This is a genomic window from Oscillibacter sp. KLE 1728, from assembly GCF_934833455.1.
In the GTDB taxonomy this organism is placed as follows: domain Bacteria; phylum Bacillota; class Clostridia; order Oscillospirales; family Oscillospiraceae; genus Oscillibacter; species Oscillibacter welbionis.
Genome location: NZ_CAKVVF010000001.1, coordinates 18294 through 30866 on the forward strand (window position 1 = coordinate 18294; position 12573 = coordinate 30866).

The window sequence follows — 12573 nt, forward strand, 5'->3', positions numbered from 1 at the left end:
CTGCTGTGGAGACAGCCCCAAAAAAGGAGAACCCATTATGAATGAACATGAAAAAGCCCTGCCGGCGGGAGGGCCGGCGAAGCTTACGCAAAATGCGGTGAAAATTTATGTGATCTCCTCCCGAGAGCGACTGCTTCTGCCGCTGGCCTTCTGCTTCTGTCTTCTGCTGGTGAACACGCTGCTTTGGAGCGGCCCCACCGCGGGACTGACCGCCTCCGTCTGCGTCTGGTACGGCCTGCTGGGGCTCTATCTGGGCCGCACCCTGCTGAACACCTGGGAGAGCCGCGTTCTGCTGGCGGTGAATCTGGCCCTGGCCGCCACGCTGGCCCTGGGGTCCAACTGGTATTTCCGGGCGTGGAATCTACTGGCCCTGCTGGCCCTGCTGCCCGTCCACGCCATCGGCCTCTCCGGCGGACAATTTCTGCCCTGGTGGCGCCCCTCCATGCTGTGGGAGCGGCTCTGTTTGCTGCTGTGGGGCCTCTTCGGCCATCTGGGGGCAGCATTGGCCACCGCCTGGCCTCAGAAAAAGGACGGCGCCGCCCGGCGGGTCCTGCCCCTGCTGCTGGGGGCGGCCGGCGCCCTGGCGCTGCTGGCGGTCCTGGTGCCCGTTCTGGCCTCCGCCGACGCGCTGTTCGCCGCCGCCACGGCGGACCTGCGGGCCTTTGTCTCCCTCCACTTCACGGACGCGGTCTGGAAGGCCCTGCTGGCCAGCGTCATGACCCCCTTCCTCTTCGGTCTGCTGTACAGTCTCCGCCGCCCCACACCCCTGAAACGGACCGGAGCCGCAGCCCGCGGCGGGGTAGACGGCCTGGGCTTCGCCATCGTGCTGGCGGCGGTGGCGGCGCTGTACCTGCTGTTCCTGGGCGTCCAATCCGCCGGACTCTTCGGCGGAGCCGAGTACCTGGCCCAAAAGGGCCTTTCCTATGCCGAGTGGGCCCGGAGCGGTTTCTTCCAGATGGTGGGGGTGACAGTGGTGAACCTGACGCTCCTGCTGGCTGCGGTCCAGTGGTCCCGCCGGGAGGGCGGCGCTTGGCGGGCAGTCCGGCTCCTCTCCGCCCTGCTGACAGCGGAGAGCCTGCTCCTGCTCCTCTCTGCCGCCTGGCGGATGACGCTGTATGTGGATGTGTACGGCCTGTCCTTCAAGCGCTGCATGACCTACTGGGGCATGGGGATGATGGCGGCCTTTCTGCTGGCTGCGGCCTGGAAGGTGCGGCGGCCAGACTTCCGGTTCTGTCGGGTGGTGTTTCCCCTGGCCCTGGCGGGGTGGCTGGTCATCAACTGCGTGCCGGTGGACTACCTGGTGGCAAAGGATCAGGTGGACCGCTACCTCTCCGGGGAGAGCGGGGTGCTGGACGCGGAGTACCTGCTCTATGACCTCTCCTATGACACCCTGTCCCAGCTGGAGCGGCTGGACGGAGACATGGTCTGCACAGCGTATGGGGACTGGGACGCCATCGGTACGGCCCGCCTGTCCATCCTATTGGAACAGCGGCGGCAGGAGGCCCGGACAGACTGCGCCGACTGGCGGACCTGGAGCCTCTCGGCCTGGCTGGCCAGCCGGGGCGGCGCGTAAGGGGGCCGGGCATGAAGCGCTATCTGCGGCTGGCCGCCTGGTGCCTGGGGCTTGCGCTGGCCGTAACAGCCTGCGGCAGGGCGGGCCGGATCGTCCTCCCGGAGGCGGCGGAGGTCACTGCCATCCGGGTAACGGCAGGAGATGCGGTGACGCTCCACACGGACCGGGACTGGATCGGAGAATTTCTCCAACAAGCGGCAGAGGCCGTCTCCACCGGCATGGAGAGCGTGCAGGACGCGCCGGACCAAACCGGTGCGGTAAAGGTGGAGCTGGGCACCGGCGAGACGCCGGACTGGAGCGTCCTGTACGTCTACGAGGCGGACGGCATCTGCTGTTTGGAGCAGCCCTATACGGGCATCTACCAGGGGGACGAGGCACTCTGGACAGTTCTGGCGGCTGACGCCGCGCCGGAGGGGAGGAATCCACAGTGAACAGGCCGTCGGCCGGTTGGATCGTGTGCCTGCTGCTCTGCGGCATGTTGATCGCCGGGGTGTTCTATCTGATCGGCTACAAGGCCGCCTATGACCGGATGGAAAACACCGTGCCGTCCACGGTGGAGGTCTCAGTTGCATGGCAGGAGGTAATTCCATGTGGAAGCTGATGGGCGGGCTGCTGGCACTGCCGGTCCTGCTTGTTCTGTCGGTCCTGATGATCTTCTGGGGCAGCGGCGATTATGTCAGAACCGTTCAGCTCAACTGGGAGCTGGAGCTCCCCGCCAGCGAGGGCTGTCTGTATGAGACCGACAGCGGCGCCAGCTTTAGCGGGGACGGGGAGCGGTATCACGTCCTGGCATACGCGGACGACAGCGGGCTGGAGGAAACCCTGACAGAGGAAGCTACGCCGGTCAGGTCCGCAGAAGTGCCAGTGACCGAAATCCTGGATCTGCTGGCCGTTCCGGCGGACCAGCGGCCCGATTTTTCGGACTGCCGCGGCTTCACGGCGGCGCACCCAACGGATGAACGCAACCGGCTGTACCTGCTGGTAAACAGCGCAGGTACCCGGCTGTATGTGGTGGAGTGCTTTTTTTGAGCAGAAAAACAGCGGCGGCCATGGGTTTCCATGGCCGCCGCTTGGCGGTTTCGCTTATTCCTCATCTCGGCCGTAGCCGCACCAGGGACAGACCGGCTGTGCTGCCGGAAACCATTTTCCGCACCAGGGGCAGGGCTGATCCCGCCGGGTCCCGCACAGGGGGCAAAAGGCATCGTCACGGGGATGCTCCTTGCCGCAGACCGGGCATTTGACCAGCTCCCCCGTACCGGGAACGTAGAAGGCGGCGGTGTCCACGTCTGTTGGTTCCGGCTCCACCGGCACATGTTTTTTCGGCTGAGGGAGAAAGTTGGTGCGGAAAAAGGCCAGTCTTCCACAGGCGGGGCAGCTGTATATATCCACCTCAATCCAGTCGGTGACGGAGGCAAAAAGGCCCGTCAGAGCCAGGCGCCTGCCCGCCTGCCAGAGGTCCATCTGCCCCCCGCACTGGGGGCAACCCACCGGCGTGTTCGGATTCATCTCCCGCACCTCCGCATGCTCACACCCGCAGGCTCTCCGGATAATCTCCCCTGGCATGGAGCTTGCGGAGCTCCTCCGCCACGATCTCCCGGTCCTCATGGTAGGTCATGCCGAACCACTTGTCCGCGGAGTGAAGGACGGACACCTCCAGCGCGCCCTTTTGCAGCTGATCCCCCACCATCACCGGCAGCAGGCACTCGGCCTTGATATTTTCCCCGGCCTCCGTGCGAAGGAAGTTTTCAAAGTACTCCCGCAGGGCGGGGAAGATGCTGGGGGCAAACCCCCAGAAGTTCATGGACACCACCGTCTCCGGGGACAGGTCCGTGCCCTCCGCCAGATCCCGCAGCGTGCCGTCGGGATACAGCTGGATCTTCAGTGCCTCCCGGACGGAGCGGAGCTTTCCGTCCTCCACCGCGCACACGCCGCGGGACACCGTGCCGTGGAGGCTGGCGGTATTCTTCAGCAGATACCCCACCATGGTGGCCTTTCCCGTCTCAGGCAGCTTCACCAGCTCGTCATAGATGGTGCGGTAGGCGTCGATGCCGTAATAGTCGTCGGCATTGATGACGCAGAAGGGCTCATGCACCACATCCGCCGCGCACAGCAGGGCATGGACCGTGCCGAAGGGCTTGGTCCGCTCCGGCGGAATCCGGTAGAAGTCCGGCACGGAGGTAAAGTCCTGAAAGACATAGGCCACCTCCACCGGCGTGCCGTCCAGTGCGGTCTTCCTCGCCAGATAATCCCCGCACAGGCGGCGCATCATCTCCTCCATCTCCGGCTTGATGATGAACACCACCTTGCTGAACCCCGCCCGGAGGGCGTCGTAGATGGAGTACTCCATCAGGATCTCGTTGTGGGGCCCGATGCCGTCCACCTGCTTGCTGCCGCCGTAGCGGGACCCAAGGCCCGCCGCCATGATGACCAGTGAGACTTTCATTTGCTTCTCTCCTAAAGTTTTTGTGAATTTGCGCCTTGTTGCGCAACCATACGCTGTTCTTTTACCATACCCTATTTGCCGGATTTTTGCAACTGCTCTTGACTTTTTTCCTCTGCGGTCTATAATATGAAAACGATAATCATTTTCAGATTAAAGGAGGCATTGGATGCCATACAGCACCAAACAGCACCAGGCGGTGCTCCGCTGCCTGGAGGCCCGGGGCGAGACCGCCTGCACCGCCGCCGAACTGGCGGAGGACCTGCGTCGGGAGGGCTGCCCGGTGGGCCTGGCCACCATCTACCGCCAGCTGGAAAAGCTGGAGGCCGCCGGGGCGGTCCACAAGGTCAACACCGAGGAGGGCGCCCTGTACCAGTACTGCGGCCGCCAGTCCCAAGGCCACCGGGATTGCTTTCTTCTGAAGTGTGAGCGCTGTGGCCGCATCCGCCATGTGGACTGTACCCACCTGCAGAACCTGTACGACCACCTGGAGCGGGAGCACCACTTCCGCATCGATCCCCGGGGGACGCTGTTTTCCGGGGTGTGCGACGTCTGCGCCGGAGAGGAGGACCACCATGGAGCCCAATGAGCTGATCGTCTGCCGGGACGCGTCCCTGGGGTATGAGGGTCAGAGCGTCCTGGCCCACCTGGATCTCACCATCCGGGCGGGGGACTACCTGTGCATCGTGGGGGACAACGGCTCCGGCAAGTCCACGTTGCTGCGGGGCCTGCTGGGGCTCCTCTCCCCCCAGTCCGGGGAGATTCTCCGGGCGCCGGAACTGCGGCAGGGAGCCGTGGGCTATCTGCCCCAGCAGACCCGGGCCCAGCGGGACTTCCCGGCCACGGTGTATGAAGTGGTCCTCTCGGGCTGCCTGAACCAGAAGGGGCTGCGGTTCTTCTACACCGCCGCCCAGAAGTCCGCGGCATTGATGAACATGGGCAAGCTGGGGATTCTGGAGCTGAAGGACCAGAGCTACCGGGATCTCTCCGGCGGCCAGCAGCAGCGGGTGCTGCTGGCCCGGGCCCTATGTGCCGCCCGCAGCCTGCTGATCCTGGACGAGCCCATTACCGGCCTGGACCCCGCCGCGGCCCAGGATCTGTACAAGACCCTCTCCTACCTGAACCGGAAGGAGGGCATGGCGGTGGTGATGGTGACCCACGATCTGAGGGCCGCCCTGCGCAGCGCCCGGACGGTGCTGCACATCGGCCGCAGCAGCTACTTTTTAGGCACAGTCAAAGACTATCTGGCCTCCCCCCAGGGGCGGCGGTTTCGGGAGGTGGAGGAATGAGCCTGACCTTGATGCTGACCTATCCCTTTATGCAGCGGGCCCTGATCGCCGGGACGCTGGTAAGCCTCTGCGCCGCGCTGCTGGGAGTCCCCCTGGTACTGAAGCGGTACTCCATGATCGGCGATGGCCTCAGCCACGTCTCCTTCGGCGCCCTGGCCATCGCCGTGGCCCTGGGGTTCACTCCCCTCTACTTCTCCATCCCCGTGGTGATCCTCGCGGCGTTCTTCCTGCTGCGGCTGGCCACCAATCCCCGCTGGAACAGCGACGCGGCCATTGCCGTCATGAGTGCGTCGGCCCTGGCCGTCGGCATCATCGTCATCTCCCGCACCAGCGGCATGACCACGGATGTGGACAACTACATGTTCGGCAGCGTCCTGGCCATGACGTGGGCGGATGTGGCCCTGTCTGCGGTACTGTCCCTTGCGGTGCTGGCCCTGTTCGTGCTGTTCTACCACAAGCTCTTCGCCGTGACGTTCGATGAGAGCTTCTCCCGGGCCACGGGGCTGCGGGTGGACTGGTACAACACCCTGCTGGCCATTCTCACCGCCCTGACCATCGTGCTGGGGATGCGGATGATGGGTGCCATGCTGATCTCCTCCCTGGTGATCTTCCCGGCGCTGACGGCCATGCGGCTGTTCAAGAGCTTTCGGGGCGTGGTGGTATGTGCCGCCGTTACGTCGGTGTGCTGCTTCTGCGCGGGACTCATGGCCTCCTGGACGCTGTCCACGCCGGTGGGAGCCTCTGTGGTGGCGGCAAATCTCGCGCTGTTTCTGCTCTCCTGTGCTGCCGGCTGGCTGCGCAGGCGCTGAAAACCGCCGGATCTGCGGCTGTGCCGTATATCCGGCGGATTTTTTTATACAATATTAGAAAAGAATCTGGCAGAAAAGGCTTGCGCTTTTCCAGTATCTGTGCTATGATGCGTATGTTAGAAGAGTAAGGTATGTGGAGTGGGCTGCGGGGTCCGCTCTTTTTCTTGACCTTTTTCGGTCAGGCAAACTCTGCTTAAACTTCCAAAAGAAGGGAGTCCTCCCATGAAAAAGATCACTGAACTGACCGCGGAACTGGCCGCCCCCGCTATCGCGGAACAGGGCTGCACCCTCTGGGACGTGGAGTACGTCAAGGAGGCCGGCACCTGGTATCTGCGCATTCTGCTGGACAAAGAGGGCGGCGTGGACATTCTGGATTGTGAGGAGATCTCCCGGAAGGTCAGCGACCTGCTGGACGAGGCCGACCCCATCGAGGGCAGCTACACCCTGGAGGTGGGCTCCGCCGGTGCCGAGCGGGCGCTGAAGCGGCCCTCCGATTTTCAGCAGTTTCTGGGCAGCCCCGTGCTGGTGAAGCTGTACCGGGCCCGGGAGGGCCGGAAGGAGTTTGCCGGCTATCTGAAGGGCTATGACGAGGCCACCGGCGATGTCACCGTCACCGTGGGCAGCCAGGATCTGGTCTTCCCCAAGAAGGAGACTGCCCTTATCCGCCTGCGGGTGGAATTTTAACCAATCACCGTCCCGACAAGACGTATTTTATCAACAAGGAGAATCAGCAACATGAAAGGCAAAAAGCAGAAGGAGCCCGTAGGCTTCAATCCCGCGGAAATCTTCGCGGCACTGGCTCTGCTGGAGAAGGAGCGGGGCATCCCCCAGTCCTTCATGATGGAGAAGATTGTCCAGGCCCTCACCACCGCCTACAAGCGGGACCACGCGGATGTGGAGAACGTCATCGTGGATGTGGACGAGGCACACCAGAACCTGAAGATGTTCGTCCAGAAAAACGTGGTGGAGGAAGAGGACTACGTGGACCCCGCCAACGAGATGCCCATTGAGGAGGCCAAGAGGCTCTCCGCCAAGTACGAGGTAGGCGACATCGTGAACATCCCTGTGGACACGGTGGAGTTCGGCCGCATCGCAGCAGGCAACGGCAAGCAGGTCATCATCCAGGGCCTGCGGGAGGCCGAGCGGGGCCAGGTGTATGATGAGTTCAACTCCAAGCAGCATGAGATCCTCACCGGCGTGGTCACCCGTGTGGATCCCCGCAACGGCAATGTGTCCCTGCGGATCGGCACCGGCACCGACTCTACCGAGGCGCTGCTGATGGCCGGTGAGCAGGTCCCCGGCGAGGATCTGACCGAAGGCATGCATGTGAAGGTCTATGTGGTGGAGGTTCGCCGGTCCACCCGCGGGCCCCAGGTGCTGATCTCCCGGACCCATCCGGGCCTGGTGAAGCGCCTGTTCGAGCTGGAGGTCCCCGAGATTTATGACGGCACCGTGGAGGTGAAATCCATCGCCCGTGAAGCCGGCAGCCGCACCAAGATGGCCGTGTGGTCCAACGACGAGAACGTGGACCCCATCGGCGCCTGCGTGGGCCCCAAGGGCCAGCGTGTGGGCAGCATTGTGGAGGAGCTGCGGGGCGAGAAGATCGACATCGTCAAGTACAGCGAAGACCCGGCCCAGTTTATCGCCGCCGCCCTGGCGCCTGCCGACGTGGTGGATGTGTGGATGGCGGACGAGGGCAAGGCCTGCCGCGTCATCGTGCCGGATGACCAGTTGTCCCTGGCCATTGGCAAGGAGGGACAGAACGCCCGCCTGGCGGCCCGCCTCACCGGCTACAAAATCGACATCAAGCCGGAGAGCTATCACGACGAGGAAGAGCCCCCTGCCGGGGGCGCCCCGGAGGCCGCGGACACGGCGGAAGCGTCCGCTGTGGAGCCCGTGGACGCGGAGTAAGATCAGTTTATCAGAAAGGCGGCCTATGAGATGCCGAAAGTGAAGAAGATTCCCCAGCGGCAGTGCGTGGGCTGCCGGGAAATGAAGGATAAGAAGGCCTTGCTGCGGGTGGTCAAGGCCCCGGACGGCACCGTGTCCCTGGACTTCGGCGGCAAGAAGCCCGGGCGGGGCGCCTATGTGTGCCACGACGTGGCCTGCCTGCAGAAGGCCCGGAAAACCCGGGCCCTGGAACGGGCTTTTGACACCGCCATCCCGCCGGAGGTCTACGACGCCATGGAGGCAGAACTGCGAGGTGCGGATGGACCGGCTTAACATTCTGTCCCTGCTGGGTCTCAGCCTGAGGGGCGGCCGGTTGGCCGTGGGCGAGGAGCCGGTAGAGGCCGTGGCCCGCGCCCGGGACGCCCGGGTGCTGCTGCTGGCCGCCGACGCGGCGGAGGGCACCCGCCGCCGGTGCGAGCACTTCGCCCAGGCCGGTGACTGCCTGTGGCTCCAGCTCCCCTTCACCAAGGCGGAACTGGGCCGGGCCCTGGGCCGGACGGCCGTGGCCATCGCCGCGGTGACGGACGTGGGACTGGCCGCCGCCCTGCTGCACCGGCTGGCGGAGCTGGATCCGGAGCAGTACGCCGACGCGGCGGACCGGATGGATGTAAAGGCCCGCCGGGCCGCGGAGCGCCGGGCGGAGCAGGCGGCCCATGAGAAGAATCTCCGCCAGGGCAAGCGCCGCCGAAAGGCGCCGCCTGCACCAAAGGCGGCCAAACCTCCGGCGGAAATGCCACCGGAGCGTGCGCCAGACGGGAACCGTCCCCGCGGCGCAAAGCCATACCGATCCCGTCCCCCCAGGGACGCTCGCCCCAAGCCGAAGGCACAGGCGCGGCCATACGCCAACAGCCGCCCGGTGAAAAAGGGCAAAGGCTCCTTCCGCAAGAAAAAGGAAGGCTGACGGACCGCGCCGCCGCGGCATGTGTCCGCGGCAGCTATTTGAAAAAATTTCCCAGCCCTCGGGTTGGAGCAGAACGAGGTGTTTCTATTGGGTATTGAGAAATACAGAGTCCATGAGGTGGCGAAGGATTTCGGCCTTCCCACCAAGACCATCACGGAGATCCTGACGAAATACGCCGAGACTCCCAAAAACCACATGCAGGCGCTGACAGATCAGGAGCTCTCTCTGATCTTTGAATACCTGACGCAGCACAATCCGGTCTCCAGCATCCAGGTGATCTTCGCCGACACCTACAAGGAGGAGCCTGCGAAGGAACCGGCCACCAAAAAGCCAGAGCCCGCCGGCAAGGCCGCCGCGCCCGCCCAGGGCCAGCAGGTCAGGCAGTCTGTGCCTGCCCAGAGCGCGCAGAGCAGCCAGGGTGGCCGGCAGCAGCCCCAGCAGCAGAACGCCGCCTCCAAGCCTGCGGCGCAGCAGCCGGTGTCCCGGGTGCCCCAGCGGAAGATCGTGGACACCCGCAAGGGCGGCGACGTGAATCTGGCCAAGTATGACGAGCGGCTGGAGGATCTGGGCGGCGAGCGGGGCGCTCGGATGCAGCGGCAGCAGCGCAGCGGCAAGGAGAAGATCCGCACCAACAACCAGCGCCGGGGCGGCATGACCTTCTCCAACAAGCGCAAGCAGGACGAGGCAGAGCGGATGCGCAGGCTCCAGCTGGAGATCGCCAAGAAGGCCCCTGTGAAGGTCATGATCCCCGATGAGATCTCCGTGGGCGAACTGGCCAGCCGCATGAAGAAAACCGGCGCAGAGGTGGTCAAGTGCCTGATGAAGAACGGCATTATGGCCTCCCTCAGCCAGATCATTGACTTCGACACCGCCGCCATCATCGCCGAGGAGATGGGCTGCAAGGTGGAGAAGGAGGTTGTCGTCACCATCGAGGAGCGGCTGATTGACGACCACGAGGACAAGGCGGAGGATCTGGTGCCCCGGGCTCCCGTGGTGGTGGTCATGGGTCACGTGGACCACGGCAAGACCTCCCTGCTGGATACCATCCGCCACACCTCTGTGGCGGCCGGAGAGGCCGGCGGCATCACCCAGCACATCGGCGCCTATCAGGTGCAGGTGAACGGCAAGCCCATCACCTTCCTGGACACGCCGGGCCATGAGGCATTCACCTCCATGCGGGCCCGCGGCGCCATGATTACGGACATTGCCATTCTGGTGGTGGCAGCGGACGACGGCATCATGCCCCAGACCGTGGAGTCCATCAACCATGCCAAGGCCGCAGGTATCCCCATCATCGTGGCCATCAACAAGATCGACAGGGAGAACGCCAACCCGGACCGGGTGCTTCAGCAGCTGACGGAGTACGGCCTGGTACCAGAGGACTGGGGCGGCGACACCATCTGCTGTAGGATCTCCGCCAAGCAGAAGATCGGCATCGAGAACCTGCTGGAAATGGTGACCCTCACCGCTGAGATGGCGGAGCTGAAGGCCAACCCCAACCGGTCTGCCAAGGGCACCGTCATTGAGGCCCGGCTGGACAAGGGCCGGGGCCCCGTGGCCACTCTGCTGGTGCAGAACGGCACACTGAAGCAGGGCGACATCATCATCGCCGGCACCGCCGTGGGCCGTGTCCGGACCATGATGGACTACAAGGGCGCCCGTCTCACCCAGGCCGGCCCCTCCGTGCCCGTAGAGATCGCGGGCCTCTCCGAAGCGCCCTCTGCCGGCAGCCCCTTCTTCGCCGTGGCCGACGAGCGCATGGCCCGGGAGCTGGTGGAGCAGCGCAAGGCCGAGGAGAAGGCCAAGGCCGCCGCACCGGTGCAGAAGGTCTCTCTGGAGAACCTGTTTGACCAGATCCAGGCCGGCGAACGCAAGGAGCTGGCCCTGATCGTCAAGGCCGACGTCCAGGGCAGTGTGGAGGCGGTGAAGGCCTCTCTGGAAAAGCTGTCCAACGACGAAGTGACCGTCCGTGTCATTCACGGCGGCGTGGGCGCCATCAACGAGTCCGACGTGATGCTGGCTGCCTCCTCCGGCGCCATCATCGTGGGCTTCAACGTCCGGCCGGACGCCGCCGCCCGGGACGGCGCGGTGCGCCAGAACGTGGATATGCGGATGTATCGCGTCATCTATGACTGCATCGATGAGATCGAGGCGGCCATGAAGGGCATGCTGGCCCCCAAGTACCGGGAAGTGGTGCTGGGCCACGCGGAGGTCCGCCAGACCTACAAGGTCTCCAGCGTGGGCACCGTGGCCGGCTGCTACGTCCAGGACGGCAAGATCGTCCGTAGCTGCTCCGTCCGGGTGGTCCGGGACGGCATCGTGATCCACGAGGGCTCTCTGGCCTCCCTGAAGCGGTTCAAGGACGACGCCCGGGAGGTCGCTGAGAACTACGAGTGCGGCCTGACCGTGGAGAAGTTCAACGACATCAAAGAGGGCGATATCATCGAGGCGTTTACCATGGAGGAGATTCCGCGGTAATGTGCTGGGCCTGACGCTGCATACCGCCTCTCCGACGCCCTTTCGGGCCGCAGAGCGGCCCCGCACGGCAGTGCGCCCAAGCGTGTCGCGGTTGGTTCTGCCCGCCGAGGATGTCTGATTCAGAGTTCCTGTGAAACCCATTTCATAGGGCGTGCGGTATCATCGAGGTGTTTACCATGAACAGCTTCCCCGGTAATGGGCCTGCCTCATCAGATCGCAATCATCAACCATACTTGCAATAGCCGGCAGGGCGGGCGTAAACGCCCGCCCTGCTTTTTCAGAAGGAGCGCCTATGAGCCGCGTGATCCTGCTTTGCGCCGATCATCCCCTTCCGCTGTATGCCGCCCAGACCCGCCGGGTCTATTTCCACCGCGGCGTGCGGTATGAGGAGGAAGGATTTTCTGTTCAGCCCCATGTCTACTACCGCCCTGCGGTGGACAACCTGGAGCTGTCCATGAAACCCCATCGCTATGAGCTAGACCTGCGTGCTACGGAGCAGGACGCCGCCCTGCTGCGGGACTATCTGCGGCAGAGCTGCATTCCCGGTGAACAGGTGGAGCTGTGGAACCTGTGGGTGAGCGATATCCGGGTCCGGGCCTTTCGCCTGACGGGCCCGCTGGCAGATCTGGACGCCGACGCCCTGGTGCAGATGGCGGAGCGGGAGCAGACCTGCATTACCCTGACCATATAAGCGCTCCAACCAAGCGCAATTCCAATGAACTCCCATAAGGAGGTATCTCTCTATGCCAAGCAATCGAATTGGCCGGATCAACGAGGAGATCCAGCGGGAGCTGGCGGACCAGCTCCGCCGTCTGAAGGACCCCCGTGTCTCCCAGGTGGGTATGGTATCCATCACCCGGGTGGACACCACCAGCGACCTGCGATACGCCCGGGTCTATATCAGTGTTCTGGACAAGGACCAGGAGAAAGACGTGCTGAAGGGCCTGAAATCCGCCGGCGGCTTCCTGCGGCGGGAGCTGGGACGGGCCCTGCAGCTGCGATACACGCCGGAACTGCAGTTCATCGCCGACGACTCCATCCAGCACGGCGCCCACATCCTGGAGATCCTGCGCCAGGTGGAGCGGCAGGATGAAGCCCGGGACGACCCGGACGCCGGCGAAACGGAGGAATGA

At 64.3% G+C, this 12573-nt stretch carries 16 protein-coding genes; 14 read left to right on the plus strand and 2 right to left on the minus strand.

The annotated features are described in order from the left end of the window. Positions 1-37: 37 nt before the first annotated feature. Genes QVE23_RS00105 through QVE23_RS00120 form a run of 4 tightly spaced genes read left to right on the plus strand, consistent with a single transcriptional unit; the run spans position 38 to position 2602 of the window. Positions 38-1573 (plus strand): DUF4153 domain-containing protein, encoded by a 1536-nt coding sequence (locus QVE23_RS00105; protein ID WP_273481817.1) that lies wholly within the window; start codon positions 38-40, stop codon positions 1571-1573. A gap of 11 nt (positions 1574-1584) precedes the next feature. Next, positions 1585-2004, plus strand: a complete 420-nt coding sequence (locus tag QVE23_RS00110; protein ID WP_119311786.1) for a DUF5301 domain-containing protein — start codon at positions 1585-1587, stop codon at positions 2002-2004. Further along, on the plus strand, positions 2001-2174 hold the full coding sequence (locus tag QVE23_RS00115; RefSeq protein WP_287967395.1) for a hypothetical protein: 174 nt from the start codon (positions 2001-2003) through the stop codon (positions 2172-2174). The genes QVE23_RS00110 and QVE23_RS00115 overlap by 4 nt, the downstream gene beginning before the upstream one ends. Beyond that, the gene (locus QVE23_RS00120; protein ID WP_025545100.1) at positions 2162-2602 is read left to right on the plus strand and encodes a hypothetical protein; all 441 of its coding nucleotides are present in this window, start codon (positions 2162-2164) and stop codon (positions 2600-2602) included. The genes QVE23_RS00115 and QVE23_RS00120 overlap by 13 nt, the downstream gene beginning before the upstream one ends. Positions 2603-2656: 54 nt before the next feature. On the opposite strand, the gene QVE23_RS00125 is transcribed toward QVE23_RS00120, so the two are convergent. Further along, positions 2657-3079, minus strand: coding sequence for a double zinc ribbon domain-containing protein (locus QVE23_RS00125; protein WP_287967396.1), 423 nt, complete (start codon positions 3077-3079; stop codon positions 2657-2659). Positions 3080-3098: 19 nt separating this feature from the next. Then, positions 3099-4016 (minus strand): nucleotidyltransferase family protein, encoded by a 918-nt coding sequence (locus tag QVE23_RS00130; protein WP_256264545.1) that lies wholly within the window; start codon positions 4014-4016, stop codon positions 3099-3101. Between the two features lie 166 nt (positions 4017-4182). On the opposite strand from QVE23_RS00130, the gene QVE23_RS00135 reads away from it, so the two are divergent. The 10 genes from QVE23_RS00135 to rbfA all read left to right on the plus strand — a co-directional run bounded on the left by QVE23_RS00135 (position 4183) and on the right by rbfA (position 12573). Further along, the gene (locus QVE23_RS00135) at positions 4183-4602 is read left to right on the plus strand and encodes a Fur family transcriptional regulator (RefSeq protein ID WP_021747939.1); all 420 of its coding nucleotides are present in this window, start codon (positions 4183-4185) and stop codon (positions 4600-4602) included. Next, positions 4589-5302, plus strand: coding sequence for a metal ABC transporter ATP-binding protein (locus QVE23_RS00140; protein ID WP_021747940.1), 714 nt, complete (start codon positions 4589-4591; stop codon positions 5300-5302). The genes QVE23_RS00135 and QVE23_RS00140 overlap by 14 nt, the downstream gene beginning before the upstream one ends. Further along, the gene (locus QVE23_RS00145) at positions 5299-6111 is read left to right on the plus strand and encodes a metal ABC transporter permease (RefSeq protein WP_119311790.1); all 813 of its coding nucleotides are present in this window, start codon (positions 5299-5301) and stop codon (positions 6109-6111) included. The genes QVE23_RS00140 and QVE23_RS00145 overlap by 4 nt, the downstream gene beginning before the upstream one ends. A 222-nt stretch (positions 6112-6333) precedes the next feature. Continuing rightward, positions 6334-6795 (plus strand): ribosome maturation factor RimP, encoded by a 462-nt coding sequence (rimP, locus tag QVE23_RS00150; protein WP_021747942.1) that lies wholly within the window; start codon positions 6334-6336, stop codon positions 6793-6795. A gap of 51 nt (positions 6796-6846) precedes the next feature. Further along, on the plus strand, positions 6847-8022 hold the full coding sequence (gene nusA, locus QVE23_RS00155; protein WP_025545102.1) for a transcription termination factor NusA: 1176 nt from the start codon (positions 6847-6849) through the stop codon (positions 8020-8022). 30 nt (positions 8023-8052) lie between these two features. Further along, a complete protein-coding gene (gene rnpM, locus QVE23_RS00160) occupies positions 8053-8334 on the plus strand; it encodes an RNase P modulator RnpM (protein ID WP_021747944.1) in 282 nt (93 codons plus the stop codon). Beyond that, positions 8321-8962, plus strand: a complete 642-nt coding sequence (locus QVE23_RS00165) for a 50S ribosomal protein L7 (RefSeq protein WP_119311792.1) — start codon at positions 8321-8323, stop codon at positions 8960-8962. The genes rnpM and QVE23_RS00165 overlap by 14 nt, the downstream gene beginning before the upstream one ends. Positions 8963-9040: 78 nt before the next feature. Then, positions 9041-11440, plus strand: coding sequence for a translation initiation factor IF-2 (gene infB, locus QVE23_RS00170; RefSeq protein ID WP_412240921.1), 2400 nt, complete (start codon positions 9041-9043; stop codon positions 11438-11440). Positions 11441-11732: 292 nt separating this feature from the next. Beyond that, on the plus strand, positions 11733-12131 hold the full coding sequence (locus QVE23_RS00175; RefSeq protein ID WP_273481812.1) for a hypothetical protein: 399 nt from the start codon (positions 11733-11735) through the stop codon (positions 12129-12131). A 52-nt stretch (positions 12132-12183) separates the two neighbouring features. Continuing rightward, positions 12184-12573 (plus strand): 30S ribosome-binding factor RbfA, encoded by a 390-nt coding sequence (gene rbfA, locus QVE23_RS00180; RefSeq protein ID WP_025545418.1) that lies wholly within the window; start codon positions 12184-12186, stop codon positions 12571-12573.